Annotated in this window: 19 protein-coding genes; 1 reads left to right on the top strand and 18 read right to left on the bottom strand. The window is 61.0% G+C overall.

Annotation, left to right across the window (positions count from 1 at the left end):
- Positions 1 to 86 precede the first annotated feature (86 nt).
- The 17 genes from PH562_RS26850 to sdhC all read right to left on the bottom strand — a co-directional run bounded on the left by PH562_RS26850 (position 87) and on the right by sdhC (position 16909).
- A complete protein-coding gene (locus tag PH562_RS26850; protein ID WP_285176728.1) occupies positions 87 to 725 on the bottom strand; it encodes a LysE family translocator in 639 nt (212 codons plus the stop codon).
- A gap of 18 nt (positions 726 to 743) precedes the next feature.
- The gene (locus tag PH562_RS26845; RefSeq protein ID WP_285176755.1) at positions 744 to 1496 is read right to left on the bottom strand and encodes an SDR family oxidoreductase; all 753 of its coding nucleotides are present in this window, start codon (positions 1494 to 1496) and stop codon (positions 744 to 746) included.
- Entirely contained in the window at positions 1496 to 2017 is a 522-nt protein-coding gene (locus PH562_RS26840) for a hypothetical protein (protein WP_285176727.1), read from the bottom strand. Before PH562_RS26840 ends, PH562_RS26845 begins: the two co-directional genes overlap by 1 nt.
- 2 nt (positions 2018 to 2019) lie before the next feature.
- Positions 2020 to 2769: a DUF4241 domain-containing protein gene (locus tag PH562_RS26835; protein WP_285176726.1), complete on the bottom strand. Its 750-nt coding sequence runs from the start codon at positions 2767 to 2769 to the stop codon at positions 2020 to 2022.
- Between the two features lie 15 nt (positions 2770 to 2784).
- Positions 2785 to 4023 (bottom strand): 2-oxoglutarate dehydrogenase complex dihydrolipoyllysine-residue succinyltransferase, encoded by a 1239-nt coding sequence (odhB, locus tag PH562_RS26830; RefSeq protein ID WP_113231528.1) that lies wholly within the window; start codon positions 4021 to 4023, stop codon positions 2785 to 2787.
- Positions 4024 to 4054: 31 nt separating this feature from the next.
- Positions 4055 to 4375, bottom strand: coding sequence for a YciI family protein (locus PH562_RS26825; protein WP_285176725.1), 321 nt, complete (start codon positions 4373 to 4375; stop codon positions 4055 to 4057).
- Positions 4376 to 4386: 11 nt separating this feature from the next.
- The gene (locus PH562_RS26820; RefSeq protein ID WP_113231526.1) at positions 4387 to 7371 is read right to left on the bottom strand and encodes a 2-oxoglutarate dehydrogenase E1 component; all 2985 of its coding nucleotides are present in this window, start codon (positions 7369 to 7371) and stop codon (positions 4387 to 4389) included.
- 174 nt (positions 7372 to 7545) lie between these two features.
- Positions 7546 to 8448, bottom strand: coding sequence for a succinate--CoA ligase subunit alpha (gene sucD, locus PH562_RS26815; RefSeq protein WP_068388874.1), 903 nt, complete (start codon positions 8446 to 8448; stop codon positions 7546 to 7548).
- A 12-nt stretch (positions 8449 to 8460) separates the two neighbouring features.
- Positions 8461 to 8952: a DUF1579 family protein gene (locus tag PH562_RS26810; protein WP_285176724.1), complete on the bottom strand. Its 492-nt coding sequence runs from the start codon at positions 8950 to 8952 to the stop codon at positions 8461 to 8463.
- Between the two features lie 5 nt (positions 8953 to 8957).
- Positions 8958 to 10151, bottom strand: coding sequence for an ADP-forming succinate--CoA ligase subunit beta (gene sucC / locus PH562_RS26805; protein ID WP_285176723.1), 1194 nt, complete (start codon positions 10149 to 10151; stop codon positions 8958 to 8960).
- Positions 10152 to 10178: 27 nt separating this feature from the next.
- Positions 10179 to 11141, bottom strand: a complete 963-nt coding sequence (gene mdh / locus PH562_RS26800; protein ID WP_015341411.1) for a malate dehydrogenase — start codon at positions 11139 to 11141, stop codon at positions 10179 to 10181.
- 180 nt (positions 11142 to 11321) lie between these two features.
- Complete coding sequence (gene zapE, locus PH562_RS26795) at positions 11322 to 12485, bottom strand: cell division protein ZapE (RefSeq protein ID WP_285176721.1); 1164 nt, start codon at positions 12483 to 12485, stop codon at positions 11322 to 11324.
- A 65-nt stretch (positions 12486 to 12550) separates the two neighbouring features.
- Entirely contained in the window at positions 12551 to 13078 is a 528-nt protein-coding gene (locus PH562_RS26790) for a protease inhibitor Inh/omp19 family protein (protein ID WP_113231665.1), read from the bottom strand.
- A gap of 326 nt (positions 13079 to 13404) precedes the next feature.
- Positions 13405 to 14184 (bottom strand): succinate dehydrogenase iron-sulfur subunit, encoded by a 780-nt coding sequence (locus tag PH562_RS26785; RefSeq protein WP_112607823.1) that lies wholly within the window; start codon positions 14182 to 14184, stop codon positions 13405 to 13407.
- Between the two features lie 17 nt (positions 14185 to 14201).
- A complete protein-coding gene (sdhA, locus tag PH562_RS26780) occupies positions 14202 to 16058 on the bottom strand; it encodes a succinate dehydrogenase flavoprotein subunit (protein ID WP_285176720.1) in 1857 nt (618 codons plus the stop codon).
- Positions 16059 to 16065: 7 nt separating this feature from the next.
- Positions 16066 to 16446 (bottom strand): succinate dehydrogenase, hydrophobic membrane anchor protein, encoded by a 381-nt coding sequence (sdhD, locus tag PH562_RS26775; RefSeq protein WP_069613381.1) that lies wholly within the window; start codon positions 16444 to 16446, stop codon positions 16066 to 16068.
- Between the two features lie 64 nt (positions 16447 to 16510).
- Positions 16511 to 16909 (bottom strand): succinate dehydrogenase, cytochrome b556 subunit, encoded by a 399-nt coding sequence (gene sdhC, locus PH562_RS26770; protein WP_113231519.1) that lies wholly within the window; start codon positions 16907 to 16909, stop codon positions 16511 to 16513.
- A gap of 302 nt (positions 16910 to 17211) precedes the next feature.
- On the opposite strand from sdhC, the gene PH562_RS26765 reads away from it, so the two are divergent.
- Positions 17212 to 17607, top strand: a complete 396-nt coding sequence (locus PH562_RS26765; RefSeq protein ID WP_285176719.1) for a hypothetical protein — start codon at positions 17212 to 17214, stop codon at positions 17605 to 17607.
- A gap of 6 nt (positions 17608 to 17613) precedes the next feature.
- Here the strand turns inward: PH562_RS26765 and PH562_RS26760 are convergent, their stop codons facing one another.
- Positions 17614 to 18264: a class I SAM-dependent methyltransferase gene (locus PH562_RS26760; protein ID WP_285176718.1), complete on the bottom strand. Its 651-nt coding sequence runs from the start codon at positions 18262 to 18264 to the stop codon at positions 17614 to 17616.
- Positions 18265 to 18278 lie beyond the last annotated feature (14 nt).

The raw sequence follows: 18278 nt of genomic DNA, 5'->3' as shown, positions 1-18278 counted from the left end.
CGGTTTTCGGACGACATCATGCTCTACTTCTTTGATTCTAGAGCGGATTCAGATTTTAGGTCAAACAGACCTAAAATCATCCGGCTCTAATCGGTCGCCCGTGCCAAGGCGAGGCGGATGCCGAAGCCGACGAGCGCCGCTCCGGTGATGCGGTTGAACCATTTGCCCGATGCGATGAAACGATCGCGCACCGGCTTGACGGTGAAGAAGGTGGAGACGCCGGCAAACCAGGCGACAAGCGCCGCCGCCATGCCGATGCCATAGCTGAACTGGATGAGCCCCGGCGTATCGTGATGAACGAGCGTCGAAAACAGCGACAGGAAGAACAGCACCGGCTTCGGGTTCAATGCGTTGGTGACGAAGCCCGTCGCCAGGCAGCGCCAGACGGAAACTGGCTTGCGGTCTTCCTCGGTGATCTCGACATCCTTCACCTGGAAGCCCGCCTGGCGGAAGGATTTGATGCCGAGATAGACGAGATAGAGAACGCCGGCCCATTTGATCATGCTGAACAGGACAAGCGATTGCGAGACGATCAGGCCAAGGCCGAGAATGGTGTAGCTGATGTGGAAGAGCAGCGAGAAGCCCATGCCGAGGCCGGTCATCATGGCGGCGCGGCGGCCATGCACGATGCTCTGGCGCAGAATGACGGCGAAATCGGCGCCGGGAACGACGATGAAGATCGAGAACACCGCCATCAGGCCGAGAAATTCGAGAATATACTGCATCTTGTCGACCCTTTCCGATCAGCGACCGCCGCTCACGTCGAGCACGGCACCCGTTATATAGGATGCGTGCGGGCTCAAAAGGTAGAGGATGGCGTCAGCGACCTCGTCGGCCGTTCCCGCTCGTTTCATCGGCAGCTGCGGTGCGATATCACGAGCCCGGTCCGGCAGCCCGGCGGCAGCGTGGATATCGGTATCGATGATTCCCGGTCGGACGGCATTGACCCGAATGCCTTCCGCCGCCACCTCGCGTGCAAGCCCCACAGTGAACGTATCGATCGCGCCCTTGGAGGCGGCATAATCGACATATTGTCCGCCGCCGCCGAGCGTGGCGGCCATGGAGGAGAGGTTGACGATCACTCCGCCCTTGCCGCCATGCCGGGTCGACATGCGGCGCACAGCTTCAGCCGCCGCCAGCATCGAACCGGTGACATTGATGCGGAACATGCGGTCGATCCGTTCAGGCGTCATTTCATCCAGGCGCTGGATGACATCGACAATGCCGGCATTGTTGACGAGCCCGTCGATGCGGCCGAAATGCGTGTCGACCTTGGCGAAGATGGATTTGATATCCTCGGGCTTACCGACATCGCCGGCGATCGCGATCGCCTCGCCGCCGGCGTCAACGATCGTCCCCACCACGGCCTCGGCCGCATCCTTGTTGGACGCATAATTGACCGCCACGGCCCAGCCGTGCTGGGCGGCCGCCAGGCAAATGGCAGCACCGATGCCACGGCTGCCGCCGGTCACCAGAAGAACAGGTGCATCGCCGATCATTGATTGCATCCTTTCAGACTAAGGACATCCCAGGGCGCGACGGTCGCCTTGCCCTTGCCCCAGAGGGACGATTTCTGGATCGAGGGACCGAGCGCCGGCAGGAAAAGCCGATCCGCTGCACTCTCGCCTTCCGCCGGCAGCGCGCGGATATGCCCCTTCAGATCCGAGGCATAGACCATACCCTGCCAAACCGTGCAGGCCCTGAGATCGGCCCCGGTCACATCCCCTTCAGGGCATTCGAACATGATCCGTCCATCGGCGCGCAAATGGTCGTCCGTGCGCATCACGATCCCATCGGCCACGATATTGGTGTTGCGCACTGTGAGCTTGAACCTGTTGCTAACCGACGAGTCCGCTTCCATGGGCTCGAAGCGCAGCTCATAGGCATTGTCCATATCGACATAGACAGCCTTCTCCTGCACGCATTCTTCCGCATAGGCAGGCACGGGATTGACCGCACAAGCCAACATTATCCAAGGCATCGAAGCCAGTCGCGCCATCATGCTTTCGGCCGGCATGCTCAGCCTCCTCCCGGCTCGCGCCGGCCGTCGGCATTCTCGATCACGCCGAAATCGGTGAACAGAACCAGCGGCCTGCCGGCGGCATCCAGCCCCCAGAACACCGGATAGAATCCATCACCCCAGCCGCTCGAGAAGATGGCGACGTTGCCGCGCTTGATCGATATCGGCCGATGTAAGACGTAGTCGTCATTATTCGGCTGCAGCTCGGACGCCAGAACATCGTCATAGTAGTTGATATCCGACGACGCTTTTTCCAGCCGGATCTTGTTTTCGCGCTCCTGGATCAATGCGAAGGTATCGGCATCCATGTAGCAGCCGAGACCGGCATCGACCGGATAGCCGAAGAATTCGTCATTCTTCAGCGAATTGATATCCTGGTCGGGGACTACGGCCAGTTCCCAGCGCACCGGCTTGCCCTCGGCAAAACGCATGCTGGCCGCAGCGATGCGGCCGAAGGCCTGATACAAGTTGACAGGATAATCGCCAGGGGAGACAGAGCGGGTAAATGCCGCGCGGTCAGGCCCGACGAGCGGGTCGCTGGCGACGATGCGCCCGGAGGTCAGTTCCACCTTGCCGATGTGCAGGACATTGATCGAGCGGGCGGCAAGATCGGCGTCGCCAAGCGACGCCAAATCGAGATTGCTGCTGAGCTTGGAAATGTCGAGCTCACCCGCATTGGCGGACGATGGCACCCATGCGGCGACGGCGCATAGCAATCCGCGCAGCGTCCGCATGGGCCATGTCGACATGATCCAACGCTCCCCTTAGAGATCGAGAACGAGACGTTCCGGATCTTCCAGGCTTTCCTTGACGCGCACGAGGAAGGTCACCGCTTCCTTGCCGTCGACGATGCGATGATCGTAGGAGAGCGCCAGATACATCATCGGGCGGATGACGACCTGGCCGCCGATGGCGACCGGACGCTCCTGGATCTTGTGCATGCCGAGAATGCCCGACTGCGGCGCATTCAGGATCGGCGAGGACATCAGCGAACCATAGACGCCGCCATTGGTAATGGTGAAGGTGCCGCCCTGCATGTCGGCCATCGCCAGCGAACCGTCGCGAGCAGCCTTCGCCAGACGGCCAAGCTCCTTCTCGACTTCCGCGATCGACATCTGGTCGGCGTCGCGGATCACGGGAACGACAAGGCCCTTGTCGGTGCCGACAGCCATGCCGACATGGCAGTAGTTCTTGTAGATGATGTCGGTGCCGTCGATCTCGGCGTTGACAGCCGGCAGTTCCTTCAGCGCGTGGGTAACGGCCTTGGTGAAGAAGCCCATGAAGCCGAGCTTCACGCCATGCTTCTTCTCGAAGACGTCCTTGTACTTGTTGCGCAGGTCCATGACGGCCTTCATGTCCACCTCGTTATAGGTGGTGAGCATGGCGGCGGTGTTCTGCGCATCCTTGAGGCGCTTGGCGATCGTCTGGCGCAGGCGGGTCATCTTGACGCGCTCTTCGCGGCTGACGTCCTCAACGGCCGTCGGAGCGCGAGCGGCAACGGGTGCTGCCGGTGCAGCAGCGGGAGCCGACGCAGCCTTGGCGACAGCGGCGATGACATCGCCCTTCAGGACCTGGCCGCGCTTGCCGCTGCCTTCGACCTGATCGGCGGAGAGATTGTTTTCAGCAAGCAGCTTACCGGCAGCCGGTGCCGGCGGCATGGAGGAAGCCGGAGCGGAAACGGCGGGGGCGGCAACCGGCGCAGCAGCTGCAGGGGCCGGAGCAGCAGCAGGTGCGGCAGCTTGTGCCGGAGCGGCGGCGGCGCCGTTGCCGGCGGAGATCTGGCCGAGCAGCGCGCCAAGACCTACGGTCTCGCCGGCCTGGACAACGATTTCGGAAAGCGTGCCGGCAGCAGGCGCCGGAACTTCGATCGTCACCTTGTCGGTTTCGAGTTCGAGAAGCGGCTCATCGGCCTTGATGGCATCGCCGACCTTCTTGAACCAGGTACCGACGGTCGCTTCGCTGACGGATTCGCCGAGGGTAGGAACGCGGATTTCAGTGGCCATTGTTCAGATCCTGATTTTTCGTCGTTATGACTTAGATAGAATTACCGGCGACGGACGGCCGGAGAATGAGTGAGGGCATCGGCGAGATTTCGATACGGAAACCGAGCCCGGCGAGAAGGACGGGATCGGCATCGCCAAGCGATTTGGCGGCATCGGCATGCTCCACATCGACGATAGCCACGCCGAAAGCACCATCGGCCGCGAAGACCGGGCCGACGACAATTGCCGTCCCGGCACTCGCATGTTTTCGCCAATAGGCTGCGTGCTGCTGCATGGCGGCCATCTCCTCCTCTGTGCCGTCATGCGGAAAGCTAGGGCGCGGCGGCACAAGTTTCAGATGGAAATAGGCCATCGCGCAACCCCTTAACCGCCGAGCGCGTCCTCGAGGAACGCCGCAAGCTGCGACAGATGCTTGGACATCAGGCCCGTCGCCGGAGAGGCGGCGGCCGGACGGCCGGTGTAGCGAACGCGCTGGTACTTGGCATCGATATGGGCAAGCACCCATTCCAGATACGGATCGATAAAGGACCATGCGCCCATGTTCTTCGGCTCTTCCTGGCACCAGACCATCTCCGCATTGCGGAAGCGGCTGAGCTCGTTGATGAGCGCCTTGGCCGGGAACGGATAGAGCTGTTCGATGCGCAGCAGGTAGATGTCGTCGATACCGCGCTTCTCGCGCTCTTCCAGCAGATCGTAATAGACCTTGCCCGAGCAGATGACGACGCGACGGATCTTGTTGTCCTTCTGCAGCTTGATCGGGCTGTCCTTGATCAGCTCCGCATCATCCCAAAGCAGGCGATGGAAGGAGCTTTCGCCGGCCATCTCCGCCAGGGTCGATACGGCGCGCTTGTGGCGCAGCAGCGACTTCGGCGTCATCAGGATCAGCGGCTTGCGGAAGTCGCGCTTCAGCTGACGGCGCAGGATATGGAAGTAGTTCGCCGGCGTCGTGACGTTGGCGACCTGCATGTTGTCTTCGGCGCAGAGCTGCAGATAACGTTCCAGACGGGCCGAAGAGTGTTCCGGACCTTGACCTTCGTAGCCATGCGGCAGCAGGCAGACGAGACCGGACATGCGCAGCCACTTGCGTTCGCCCGACGAGATGAACTGGTCGAACACGACCTGCGCGCCGTTGGCGAAGTCGCCGAACTGGGCTTCCCAGAGGGTTAGCGCGTTCGGACGGGCGAGCGAATAACCGTATTCGAAGCCGAGAACCGCTTCTTCCGAGAGCATCGAGTTAATGACTTCGTAGCGGGCCTGAGTCGGCGAGAGATTGGCGAGCGGGATATAGCGCTCTTCGGTTTCCTGATCGTAGAGTACCGAATGACGCTGCGAGAAGGTGCCGCGTTCGCAATCCTGACCGGACAGGCGGATCTTATGGCCTTCGACGACGAGCGAACCGAATGCCAGAGCTTCCGCCATGGCCCAATCGATGCCCTCGCCCGTCTGCACCATGTTGGCGCGATTTTCCATGAAGCGCTGGATGGTGCGGTGCGCATGGAAGCCGGCCGGGATTTCCGACAACTTGCGGCCGATCTCCTTCAGCGACTTCATCGGAACGGCGGTCTTGCCGCGGCGCTGCTCGTCGGCATTGTCGGCCGTGTGCAGGCCGGACCACTCGCCGTCAAGCCAGTCAGCCTTGTTCGGCTTGTAGGACTGGCCGGCCTCGAACTCCTGCTCAAGGTGGGCGCGCCAATCGGCCTTCATCTTCTCGACTTCGCCTTCGGTCAGCACGCCTTCGCTGATCAGCCGCTGCGAATAGATCTGCAGCACCGTCTTGTGGGCACGGATGACCTTGTACATGTTCGGCTGCGTGAAGGACGGCTCATCGCCTTCATTGTGGCCGTAGCGGCGGTAGCAGAAGAGATCAACCACAACGGGCTTGTGGAACTTCATGCGGAATTCGGTCGCGATCTTCGCCGCATAGACGACGGCTTCCGGATCGTCGCCGTTGACGTGGAAGATCGGCGCCTCGATCATCTTGGCGACGTCGGACGGATAGGGCGACGAGCGCGAGAAGGCCGGATTGGTAGTGAAGCCGATCTGGTTGTTGATGATGACGTGCATGGTGCCGGCTACACGGTGGCCGCGCAGACCGGAAAGGCCGAGGATTTCGGCAACGACGCCCTGGCCGGCGAAAGCCGCGTCACCATGGATCAACAGTGGCACGACCTTGGCACGCTCGGAAAGCGGGATGATGTCACCGTCCCACTGCGTGGCACCCATGTCCTGCTTGGCGCGGGCCTTGCCCATGACGACCGGGTTGACAATTTCGAGGTGCGACGGGTTTGCCGTCAGCGAGACGTGCACCTTGGCGCCGTCGAAATCGCGGTCCGAGGAGGCACCGAGATGGTACTTCACGTCGCCCGAACCTTCGACTTCGTCCGGCGCATAGGAACCGCCCTTGAACTCGTGGAAGATGGCACGGTGCGGCTTGCCCATGACCTGGGACAGCACGTTCAGGCGGCCGCGATGGGCCATGCCGAAGACGGCTTCGCGGAGACCGAGCTGGCTGCCGCTTTTCAGGATCTGTTCGAGCGCCGGGATCAGCGATTCACCGCCGTCGAGGCCGAAACGCTTGGTGCCCTTGAACTTGACGTCGAGGAACTGCTCGTAGCCTTCGGCTTCGATGACCTTCTGCAGGATGGCCTTCTTACGTTCGGGATTGAAAGCGATTCCCTTGTCCGGCCCTTCGATGCGTTCCTGAATCCATGCCTTTTCCTCCGGATTGGAGATGTGCATGAACTCGACGCCGAGGGTGGAGCAGTAGGTGCGCTCGAGAATCTCGATCATCTCGCGAATGGTTGCGAATTCGAGGCCGAGCACGTTGTCGATGAAGATCTTGCGGTCGAGGTCGGCCTCGGTGAAGCCGTAGGCTTCCGGCGACAGTTCCTTGTAGTCTTCGACCGGTGCGGCGATGCCGAGCGGGTCAAGCTTGGCGTGCAGGTGGCCGCGCATGCGATAGGCGCGGATCATCATGATGGCGCGGACGCTGTCGCGCGTCGCCTGCAGGACGTCGGTCGCGCTCGCCGGCGTACCGGCAGTTTCCGCCTTCGCCTTCAGCTTGGTTTCGATGACCTTTTCGACCACGCCCCAGTCGCCATCGAGCGCGGAAACCAGATCGCCCTTTGCCGGGATCGGCCAGTTCTTCCGCTGCCAGGAGGCGCCCTTGGCTGCCTTCTTCACATCGTCGGGACTATCCTCGAGCGCCTTGAAGAAAGACCGCCATTCGTCGGAAACCGATGAAGGATCGTCCTCGTAGCGCGCGTAGAGCTGCTCGATATAGGCAGCGTTGGCGCCATCCAGGAACGAGGTGATCTGAAATTGCTCGTTGGCTTCTTGCCTTGCCATGGTGAATCTGCGGGCGCTCTCGCCCGTCTCCCAACTTGTTTGCATTGCCGGTTTTCGGGTTCCCGGCGACCGTATTCGTTCACAGCCATGAAGGCCGCAGCTATGCACTTACGAATGTCTAAACCGGACGGGACAAGGCGACTGCCGCCCCGTCCGGCATTGCGATAGGTAGGCTCAGCCCTTCAGGACTTCCACCAGCGTCTTGCCGAGACGCGCCGGCGACGGCGACACGCGGATGCCTGCGGCTTCCATCGCTGCGATCTTGTCTTCCGCGCCGCCCTTGCCGCCGGAAATCACGGCGCCCGCATGGCCCATGGTGCGGCCGGGAGGTGCCGTGCGGCCGGCGATGAAGCCGACCATCGGCTTCTTGCGGCCCTTCTTGGCTTCGTCCTTGAGGAACTGCGCGGCTTCTTCTTCAGCCGAACCGCCGATTTCGCCGATCATGATGATCGACTTGGTTTCGTCGTCGGCGAGGAACATTTCCAGGATGTCGATGAATTCGGTGCCCTTGACCGGGTCGCCACCGATGCCGACAGCGGTCGTCTGGCCGAGGCCCTCATTGGTGGTCTGGAACACGGCTTCATAAGTCAGCGTGCCGGAACGCGAGAGAACGCCGACGGAGCCCTTCTTGAAGATGGAGCCCGGCATGATGCCGATCTTGCATTCGTTCGGGGTGAGAACGCCCGGGCAGTTCGGTCCGATCAGACGCGACTTCGACTTGATCAGGCGGTCCTTGACCTTGACCATGTCGGCAACCGGAATGCCTTCCGTGATGCAGACGATCAGCGGGATCTCGGCTTCGATCGCTTCGAGGATCGCAGCCGCAGCGCCTGCCGGCGGCACGTAGATGACCGAGGCGTTGGCGCCGGTCGCGTCCTTGCCTTCGGCGACGGACTTGAAGATCGGCAGCTTTTCGCCGTCCTTGCCGGTCCAGGTTTCACCGCCCTTGGAAGGGTGGATGCCGCCGACCATCTTCGTGCCGTGATAGGCAAGCGCCTGTTCGGTGTGGAAGGTACCGGTCTTGCCGGTCAGGCCCTGAACCAGAACCTTGGTGTCTTTGTTGATGAGAATAGACATGCGAGGCCTTTGTTACGAGAGGTTGGAAGACGCGGAGGCAACGCGGCGATATGAGCCACTGACGACCTCCTGCCATGTATCGCTGCCGGCGGGCGAGAACGTGACGCCCATACGGTAGCAGTCTTCATTTTCGAACTGGAAGAGAGTGCGTTGCTGACCGCGCGGCGAGACCTTAGTCAGGACAAGCTTGTCGTCGATCCATTCGCCGGAAGCCGGCGCGGCAGGCACGAAACCCACCGTATCGAACTGATAGAGCTTGTAGGCCTGATCGGCAGCGTCGAAGCCGAGAATGTTCCGGGCTTCGAACGACGTGCTGCCGTCCCGCGTCTGCACGTAGCGCTGTTCGACGAAAAAACCGCCGAACAGACATTCGGCCGTGAGGCGCGCGGTTGCCATGCCTTCCTTCGTCCAGGCCGAAGCCGCGACATGCTCTTCCCCTTCCCAGGTGCCGGCAAAGGCACCGAGGCGGAGATGAGCAGCCGTTGGAGCGAAGGAAGCAGCCATCCCGATCAGCCCTTGACTGCCTTCACGATCTTCTGGGCGGCATCGTCCAGGTCATCTGCGGAGATGACGTTGAGACCGGATTCGTTGATGATCTTCTTGCCGAGCTCGACATTGGTGCCTTCGAGGCGAACGACGAGCGGAACCTTCAGACCGACTTCCTTGACGGCTGCGAGCACGCCTTCGGCAATGACGTCGCACTTCATGATGCCGCCGAAGATGTTGACCAGAATGCCCTGGACAGCCGGATCGGCAGTGATGATCTTGAAGGCGGCCGTAACCTTTTCCTTGGTGGCGCCACCGCCGACATCGAGGAAGTTCGCCGGCTCAGCGCCGTAGAGCTTGATGATGTCCATGGTTGCCATGGCGAGACCGGCGCCGTTGACCATGCAGCCGATGTTGCCGTCTAGGGCGACATAGGCGAGGTCATATTCGTGCGCCTGGATTTCCTTCTCGTCTTCTTCCGACGCGTCGCGCAGCGCGCGGACGTCTTCGTGACGGAAGAGAGCGTTACCGTCGAAGGAAACCTTGGCGTCGAGAACGCGCAGGCGGCCGTTGGTCATGACGATCAGCGGGTTGACTTCGAGGAGCGCCATGTCCTTTTCGACGAAGGCCTTGTAGAGGATCGGGAAGAGCTTGGCAGCGTCTTCGCGGGCAGCACCCTCGAGCTTCAGCGCGTCGGAAAGAGCAGCCGTGTCGGCAGCCGTCACGCCCGTCGACGGGTCGATGGCGACGGTGATGATCTTTTCCGGCGTGTCGTGCGCAACAGTCTCGATGTCCATACCGCCTTCGGTCGAAACGACGAAAGCGACCTGACCGACGGAACGGTCGACCAGGATCGAGAGGTAGAGTTCGCGGTCGATGTCGGCGCCGTCTTCGATGTAGAGGCGGTTGACCTGCTTGCCGGCAGGGCCGGTCTGCTTGGTCACCAGCGTGTTGCCGAGCATGTCCTTGGCGTTGGCGACAACATCGTCAACGGACTTGGCGAGGCGAACGCCGCCCTTGGCATCCGGGCCGAGTTCCTTGAACTTGCCCTTGCCGCGGCCGCCGGCGTGGATCTGGCTCTTGACGACGTAAAGCGGGCCTGGAAGCTGCTTGGCAGCAGCAGCGGCTTCATCGGCGGAGAAGATGGCAACGCCGTCCGCGACGGGTGCGCCATAGCTCTTCAACAGCGCCTTGGCCTGGTATTCATGAATATTCATGGATTTATCCCTGTTGGAACGGCTAGATTATTTCAGCGACGGCGCGATGGTGGCGCAGGCTTCGCAGAGGCCGGCAACGGCTGCGACCGACTTGTCGAAGGCTTCCTTTTCGGCCTTGTTCAGGTCGATCTCGATGACGCGCTCGATGCCGCCGGCACCGATGACGGTGGGAACGCCGACATACATGTCCTTCACGCCGTACTGACCATCGAGATGAGCGGCGCAAGGCAGAACGCGCTTCTTGTCCTTGAGGTAGGATTCGGCCATCGCAATGGCGGAAGCTGCCGGAGCGTAATAGGCAGAGCCGGTCTTGAGCAGGCCGACGATCTCGGCGCCACCATCACGGGTGCGCTGGATGATTTCTTCGAGGCGCTCGGCAGTGAGCCAGCCCATGGTGACGAGGTCGGTCAGCGGAATGCCGGCAACGGTGGAGTAGCGAGCAAGCGGCACCATCGAATCGCCGTGGCCGCCGAGGACGAAAGCCGTGACGTCTTCGACCGATACGTTGAATTCCTTGGCGAGGAAGAGGCGGAAGCGCGAGCTATCGAGCACGCCAGCCATACCGACAACCTTGTTGGTCGGCAGGCCCGAGAACTTCTGCAGCGCCCAGACCATGGCGTCGAGCGGATTGGTGATGCAGATCACGAAAGCGTTCGGGGCGTACTTCTTGATGCCGGCGCCGACCTGCTCCATGACCTTGAGGTTGATGCCGAGGAGATCGTCGCGGCTCATGCCCGGCTTGCGGGGAACGCCGGCGGTGACGATGCAGACGTCAGCGCCCTCGATCGCGGAATAGTCGCTGGCGCCGGTGAGGTTGGCGTCGAAGCCCTCGACGGGAGAGGACTGGGCGATGTCGAGACCCTTGCCCTGAGGAATGCCGTCCGCGATGTCGAACAGGACGATGTCGCCCAGTTCCTTCAGGCCGGCGAGATGCGCCAGCGTGCCACCAATCATGCCAGAACCAATAAGTGCGATCTTGTTGCGCGCCATTTCGGTGTATCCTTTGCGATCAAAATCCGTGGCGGGACACCGTGACAGGCATCCACAATAGCCGCCAATCGCATAGACCCAAAGGTCGAAATTGGCAATTGATTATTTTGAGATCAGGAATTTCAATCGGTTAGATCGAAAAATTCTTACGTAAACGTAAGAAACTCTGTCACCGAATTGTTACTCGGCAGCGCGCCGGGCCGGAGTCTGCGCGAGATATTCGGCACTGCGCATCTCGAAAAGCCGCGATGCCGTGCGGTCGAATTCGAAGCCCTCGGTCCCCCGCCGCTCCTCGAGGAGATCTTCCGGCATGGCAGCCGCGGAGACGTAAAGGCGGATATTATGGTCGTAAAGCGTGTCGATCAGAATGATGAAACGCTTCGTCTGGTTGCGCTTGTCCGGGCCGAGCTTCGGCACGCGATCGAGGAAGATCGTATCGAAACGTTCGGCGATGGCGAGGAAATCGGCAGGCCCGAGCGGCGCGTCGCAGAGATCGGCGAAGGAAAAGCGCGCCATGCGGTCGACGGCGAGCGGGACGTGGATGGAGCGCCCCTTCATCGGGATCTCCGCCGGCTGCGCCTTGCGCCCGTGCAACGCCTGCATCCAGGATGCATCCATCGCCATGTCGGTGCGCTGATCGAGCGGTGTCAGATATACGGGCTGGCTGTTCAGCTTCTCCATGCGGTAATCGGTCGGCGAATCCAGCGTCACCACATCGACATGCTTCTTGAGGAGATCGATGAAAGGCAGGAAGAGGCCGCGATTGAGCCCATCACGGTAGAGATTATCAGGTTCGACATTCGAGGTGGCGATCAGCACGCAGCCGAGCGAGAATAGCTCCGAAAATAGCCGCGAGAGGATCATCGCATCGGCAATGTCGGTGACCGTGAATTCATCGAAGCACAGCAATTCGGCTTCGGCGTAGAGATCGGCGGCAACAGGCGGTATGGGGTCGGTCTGCTTTGTCTCGCCGTTCTTGAATTTCAGCCGCTGCGCCGCAATCCGGTTGTGCACATCGTTCATGAACTCGAAAAAATGCGCCCGGCGCTTCTTCGGGCAGGGCGCCATCGCGAAGAACATATCCATCAACATGGTCTTGCCGCGGCCGACGCTGCCGTGAATATAGAGGCCCTTGATCGTCTCGGCCGATTTCTTGCGCGCGGCAAACATCCAGCCGAGCGCGCTGGATTTCGCGGCGGGCCGCTTGCGCTTGAGATCGGCAAGCACCCGATCCAGCATTTTCGCCACATCCATCTGCGCCGAATCCACCTGGAGGGATCCGGACGCCGTCAGCGCCTTCAGCTGTTCGCAGACGCTGATCGAATAATCTGGCATGGGCTGCATGGGGAAATATCCGCCTGTGCAAAACAAGGGCGCACCCGAAAGGTGCTGCCCCTTTCAAAATAAGCTTATCGGCTGAGGCTGAGCGGCTGGCCGGAGGCAGTCGAACCGTCAAAACGCGAATCGGCCGTCTTGTAGACCGTACCGATCGTCGAACCGTCACGATTCTTCAGGAGAACCTGCTTGCCGGAGACTTCCCACGACCCCATCGAGGTGAGTTCGCCCGCGCAGCCGCGCGTGCCGCCGCGCGAGCCGCTGCCGAGGTTGGTCAGCGTCAGGAACATGTCGCAGCTCGATCCGCCGTTGCTCACCTTCCAGCTGCCGACCATCGATTCCTTCGTGACATCCATGGCCGAAGCCGCCATCGCCTGCTGCTGCGCTGGATTGGCCGCATTCGGCGCGCTCGCTGGAGCGGCAGGGAATTGCGAACCGTTGCCGGCGCCTGCGGGCGGAAGCTGGCTGGATTGTACGGAAGGAACAGGCTGAGCCTGCAGTGGCGGCGGAGAAGAATAACTGTCGTTGTTGTATGCCGTGCGCTGGCAACCGGCAAGCGACAGACCAATCGCCGCAGCCGTCACTGCATATCTAAACTGCATCATCACACTCCTAAATGATTGTCCACCGCTGACATCGGCAAAGTGATATTTAATGATGTCCGAATTATCGTATTTCACTTTGGTTAATCAAGTCGATACCGCTACAAATTGCCGTAGGCGATAGCTGGACAAGAATCGGGTGGTTTCAAGGCTAATCTCTGACAGCCTCACCCAAAATGGACGCCAGTGGCAAATTTCGCCGTCCTGATCGATCCCATCCGAGACGGAATGATACATCATCTTGCCTGTAGGCCACTCGGGCGCTTCGGCAAATCTACCGAAGCATTCTTTCTTTCGTTCGCGGTCAAATGACCGGAAACGGCGGGTCAGACCCGCCGCTCGACCATCATCTTCTTGATTTCGGCGATCGCCTTGGCCGGGTTCAGACCCTTCGGGCAGGTCTGGGCGCAGTTCATGATCGTATGGCAGCGATAGAGGCGGAACGGATCCTCGAGGTTGTCGAGGCGCTCGCCCTTGGCTTCGTCTCTGGAGTCGATCAGCCAGCGATAGGCCTGCAGCAGAACGGCCGGCCCCAGGTAACGGTCGCCGTTCCACCAGTAGCTCGGACAGGAGGTCGAGCAGCAGGCGCACAGGATGCATTCGTAGAGGCCGTCGAGCTTGAGGCGGTCTTCATGGCTCTGCTTCCATTCCTTGGCCGGCGGCGGCGATACCGTCTTCAGCCAAGGTTCGATCGAGCGGTGCTGGGCGTAGAAGTTCGTCAGATCCGGCACGAGGTCCTTGACGACGGGCATGTGCGGCAGCGGATAGACCTTCACCGTGCCCTTGATCTCGTCCAGACCCTTGGTGCAGGCGAGCGTGTTGGTGCCGTCGATGTTCATCGCGCAGGAGCCGCAAATGCCTTCGCGACAGGAGCGGCGCAGGGTCAACGTCGGGTCGATGTTGTTCTTGATATAGAGCAGACCGTCGAGCACCATCGGGCCGCAATCGTCGACATCGATATAATAGGTGTCGATGCTCGGATTCTGGCCGTCATCCGGGCTCCAGCGATAGACGCGGAATTCGCGCGTGTTCTTGGCGCCGACCGGCTTCGGCCAGACCTTGCCTTCGCGCATCTGAGAGTTCTTGGGGAGAGCGAGTTCAACCATGGTCAGTTCCTCTCAGATCAGTACACGCGTGCCTTCGGCTCGATCTTGTGCGGATCGATGCCTTCGGCGATCAGGTCGGTGTGAACCGGACGATAGTCGAGCTTCACGTCGCCCGCCTCGTTGACCCAGGCAAGCGTGTGCTTGCGCCAGTTCTCGTCGTCGCGGCCGGCGAACTTGCCCTCTGTATAGTCTTCGCGGGCATGCGAACCGCGGCTTTCCTTGCGGGCCTCGGCGCCGTAGATCGTCGTGATGGCGTTGGCCATCAGATTATGCAGCTCCAGCGTTTCGACGAGGTCGGAATTCCAGATCAGCGAACGGTCGGTGACCTTGATGTCGGACATTTCACCCCAGATTTCCGAAAGACGGCGGCAGCCGGATTCCAGCGATTCCTGCGTGCGGAACACGGCCGCATCTTCCTGCATGGCGCGCTGCATCTTTTCGCGCAGTGCTGCCGTCGGTGTCGAGCCGCTGGCGTGACGCAGGCGGTCGAAGCGTTCCATGATCTTGTCGCAGGCCGCAACGTTGACCGGAGGAACCGGGCCGACGCGGTCGATGACCTGCCCGGCACGGATAGCGGCGGCACGGCCAAACACCACGAGGTCGATCAGCGAGTTGGAGCCGAGGCGATTGGCACCATGCACCGATGCACAGCCGGCTTCGCCGACGGCCATCAGGCCCGGCAGCACGCGCTCGGGATTGTTGCTGTCGGCATTCAGCACTTCGCCCCAATAGTTCGTCGGAATGCCGCCCATATTGTAGTGAACGGTCGGCAGGACGGGGATCGGGTCACGGGTCACATCGACGCCGGCGAAGATGCGTGCGCTTTCGGAAATGCCGGGAAGACGCTCGTGCAGCACGGCCGGATCGAGATGGTCGAGGTGCAGGAAGATATGATCCTTGTTCTTGCCGACGCCGCGACCCTCACGGATCTCAAGCGTCATGCAACGTGAAACGACGTCACGCGAAGCAAGGTCCTTCGCCGAAGGCGCATAGCGTTCCATGAAGCGCTCGCCTTCGGAATTGACGAGATAACCGCCTTCGCCGCGTGCGCCTTCGGTGATCAGGCAGCCGGAGCCGTAGATGCCGGTCGGGTGGAACTGAACGAATTCCATGTCCTGCAGCGGCAGGCCGGCGCGAGCCACCATACCACCACCGTCGCCGGTGCAGGTATGGGCGGATGTTGCCGAGAAATAGGCGCGGCCGTAGCCACCGGTCGCCAGTACCACCATCTTGGCGGCGAAGCGATGGATCGTGCCGTCATCGAGGCACCAGGCAACGACGCCGGTGCAGCGGCTGCCATCGTCGGACATAATGAGGTCGAGCGCGAAATATTCGATGAAGAATTCCGCATTGTTGCGCAGCGACTGGCCGTAAAGCGTATGCAGGATGGCGTGGCCGGTACGGTCGGCGGCGGCACAGGTGCGCTGCACCGGCGGTCCCTCGCCGAAATTCTGCATGTGGCCGCCGAACGGGCGCTGATAGATCTTGCCTTCTTCGTTGCGCGAGAAGGGCACGCCGTAATGCTCAAGCTCGTAGACAGCCTTCGGCGCTTCCATCACCATGTACTGCATGGCATCGACATCGCCGAGCCAGTCGGAGCCTTTGACGGTGTCGTAGAGGTGCCACTGCCAGCTGTCCGGCGTCATGTTCTGCAACGAGGCGGCGATGCCGCCCTGGGCTGCGACGGTGTGCGAGCGGGTCGGGAAGACCTTGGTGATGCAGGCGGTGCGGAAGCCCTGTTCAGCCATGCCGAGCGTGGCGCGCAGGCCGGCACCGCCGGCGCCGACGACGATCACGTCATAGGAGTGGTCGATATACTTGTAGGCTTTCCCGTTTTGAGCGGGCCCATTCTGAGCGGATGAGTTCGGTGCCATGATGCAATTATCCTACGAACGCGATCTTCAGAATGGCGAAAAGACAGAGCCCCGCCACCACGATCGCGAAGAACGTGTTGAGCATGAGAAGGACGATCTTGGCGAATTCGCCATGAACATAGTCCTCGATGATGACCTGCATGCCGATCTTCATATGAATGAGGGCGGAGATCACCATCAGGCCGAAGATGACAGCGACGATCGGGTTCGAGATCGCATGCACGACTTCAGCGTAGGGCGCGCCGGCATAGATCATCAGGAAGATGACGAAGAAGAGAAAGAGGGGAACATTGGCAACGGCGGTCAGGCGCTGGCGCCAGAAATGATCGGTACCTTCCTTTGCGGAACCGAGACCGCGGACTTTGCCCAGAGGAGTGCGCATATCCATGAGAAATATCCTTTAAAGCATGATCCGAAATGCGCCCAAGCGCTTCCGGTAGCGATCATGCCAATCAACCCAGCCGGATGGCGATGCCGATGATCCAGACCAGCGCGGTCAGACAGATCGAGGCGATGAGTGTGGCCTTGGCCATCCTGGTCGAAACGGCGGGATCGAAACCATGCCCGAGATCCCACACGAAATGGCGCAGACCGCCAAGCATATGGTGCAGCAGCGCCCAGGTGTAGCCGAGCAGGACGATGCGGCCGATGATCGTGCCCATGATCCAGTTGACCAGATCGAAATAGCCCTGACCCGTCGCCGCGGCGATCAGCCACCAGGCGACCAGCAGTGTGCCGAAGTAGAGCGCGCCGCCGGTGATGCGGTGGACGATCGACATGACCATGGTGGGGATGGGTTTGTAGATTTGCAGATGCGGCGACAGAGGCCGGTTTTGTGTGACGTTCGCCATCAGAACCTCGCGGCGTTACGGTACGCTTAGAACCCGGATATCCGGGGCAACGCGCGCGCAGAGACGTGCAGTGTGCGTTGCATCATTGCGACCAATAATCACAGAGACGCCCATCGACAAGCACAATTGATGCCTGCATCGAATTTAATCGATTCGGATCGCACTGCACTTTAGCGAGCATGCAGAGAAGAGCCTCCCATTCCGGCCCATTTACCATTTCGGCAAGCCTGACATGGACTTCGCTGCGGTCTTCGGGCAATCTGCCGTTAAGATTTCATTAACGAACCGAAGCGGATCGAATCATGGCCCCGCATCTTTTCAAGGCAGCAGCGCTCGTTTTCGCGGCAGCCGCTCTTTCCTCGACGCCGACTTCGGCCAGCGACTATCGCCACTGGCACCATCACGACCGCTCCGGCATCGTGCGCCTCAACCAGATATCCCAGCCGCAGGGTTCGGGGCAGCAACCCGCCCGGATCGTGATCATGGAACGACGCGACGCAGCAAGCGCCGGCAGCTATGCCGGCTCGGCCGACGTCTATCGGGCCGATGGCGGCACCTATGTTATCGGCTATGGCGGCTACAATCCTTATGCCCAGCCCGCTACCGTGCCGCTGCGGCCGAAGGCGAAGGTCATCGATGTCCGCTATGCCGGCAATCCCTGCTCATACGAAGCAGGCGTCTGCGTCATCCGGCACTGATGGCTGTCAATCGGCGAGAAATCGCCAGACCGTCGTTTTCTTGACTTCGCTGTCCTCGAGCGCCCGCGTCACCGGCACTTGATAGGTTGCCTGCTCTTCCAGACGATCCTTGGGAAGATAGGCTCTGCCGGGATCGCCGACCAGAACCGTCTTCCCGTCGCCCGCCAAACGTCTTAGCCAGGGAACGAGGCCCGCGGCAAAATCGCGATCATAGAAGACATCGCCGGCAAGAATGACGCCCGCATCCACGGCCTGCCCGATAATATCATCGCTGGAAAAATTCAGGGCCACATCGTTTTCAACGGCATTGAGCTGGATCGCCGTGCCCGCCCATGGATCGATATCGACGGCGAGCACATGCCGCGCACCCGCACGCTTGGCGGCAATCGCGACAAGCCCGGAGCCGCTGGCAAAATCCAGGACGCTTCTGCCGGCAACGATCTCTGGATGATCGAGGATGTAGCGCGCGAGACCCTGGCCACCCGCCCAGGCAAAGGCCCAGAAGGGCGGCGGCAGGCCGATCTCTTCCAGCTCCTCTTCCGTCTTCAGCCAGAGCTCATGCGCCTCGCTTGCCAGATGCAGCCGGATTTCCGGCACATGCGGCGGCGCCATGAGGCTGGTATTGGCACGGATGAAGCTTTCCGGATCGGTTTTCAATGAATCTCCCCCCT

The organism is Rhizobium centroccidentale (assembly GCF_030182565.1).
Taxonomy (GTDB): Bacteria; Pseudomonadota; Alphaproteobacteria; order Rhizobiales; family Rhizobiaceae; genus Rhizobium.
The sequence above is the reverse complement of the archived record's forward strand: the minus strand, read 5'-3'. Positions and strand labels throughout refer to the sequence as shown.

Excerpts from the sequence above, each read along its gene's own strand:
- odhB (WP_113231528.1), bottom strand. The coding sequence starts at position 4,023 with ATGGCCACTGAAATCCGCGTTCCTACCCTCGGCGAATCCGTCAGCGAA.
- sucC (WP_285176723.1), bottom strand. The coding sequence starts at position 10,151 with ATGAATATTCATGAATACCAGGCCAAGGCGCTGTTGAAGAGCTATGGC.
- sdhA (WP_285176720.1), bottom strand. The coding sequence starts at position 16,058 with ATGGCACCGAACTCATCCGCTCAGAATGGGCCCGCTCAAAACGGGAAA.
- PH562_RS26765 (WP_285176719.1), top strand. The coding sequence starts at position 17,212 with ATGGCCCCGCATCTTTTCAAGGCAGCAGCGCTCGTTTTCGCGGCAGCC.
- PH562_RS26785 (WP_112607823.1), bottom strand. The coding sequence starts at position 14,184 with ATGGTTGAACTCGCTCTCCCCAAGAACTCTCAGATGCGCGAAGGCAAG.
- PH562_RS26810 (WP_285176724.1), bottom strand. The coding sequence starts at position 8,952 with ATGGCTGCTTCCTTCGCTCCAACGGCTGCTCATCTCCGCCTCGGTGCC.
- PH562_RS26825 (WP_285176725.1), bottom strand. The coding sequence starts at position 4,375 with ATGGCCTATTTCCATCTGAAACTTGTGCCGCCGCGCCCTAGCTTTCCG.
- PH562_RS26835 (WP_285176726.1), bottom strand. The coding sequence starts at position 2,769 with ATGTCGACATGGCCCATGCGGACGCTGCGCGGATTGCTATGCGCCGTC.
- zapE (WP_285176721.1), bottom strand. The coding sequence starts at position 12,485 with ATGCAGCCCATGCCAGATTATTCGATCAGCGTCTGCGAACAGCTGAAG.
- PH562_RS26840 (WP_285176727.1), bottom strand. The coding sequence starts at position 2,017 with ATGCCGGCCGAAAGCATGATGGCGCGACTGGCTTCGATGCCTTGGATA.
- PH562_RS26820 (WP_113231526.1), bottom strand. The coding sequence starts at position 7,371 with ATGGCAAGGCAAGAAGCCAACGAGCAATTTCAGATCACCTCGTTCCTG.
- PH562_RS26790 (WP_113231665.1), bottom strand. The coding sequence starts at position 13,078 with ATGCAGTTTAGATATGCAGTGACGGCTGCGGCGATTGGTCTGTCGCTT.
- PH562_RS26850 (WP_285176728.1), bottom strand. The coding sequence starts at position 725 with ATGCAGTATATTCTCGAATTTCTCGGCCTGATGGCGGTGTTCTCGATC.
- sdhC (WP_113231519.1), bottom strand. The coding sequence starts at position 16,909 with ATGGCGAACGTCACACAAAACCGGCCTCTGTCGCCGCATCTGCAAATC.
- mdh (WP_015341411.1), bottom strand. The coding sequence starts at position 11,141 with ATGGCGCGCAACAAGATCGCACTTATTGGTTCTGGCATGATTGGTGGC.
- sucD (WP_068388874.1), bottom strand. The coding sequence starts at position 8,448 with ATGTCTATTCTCATCAACAAAGACACCAAGGTTCTGGTTCAGGGCCTG.
- sdhD (WP_069613381.1), bottom strand. The coding sequence starts at position 16,446 with ATGGATATGCGCACTCCTCTGGGCAAAGTCCGCGGTCTCGGTTCCGCA.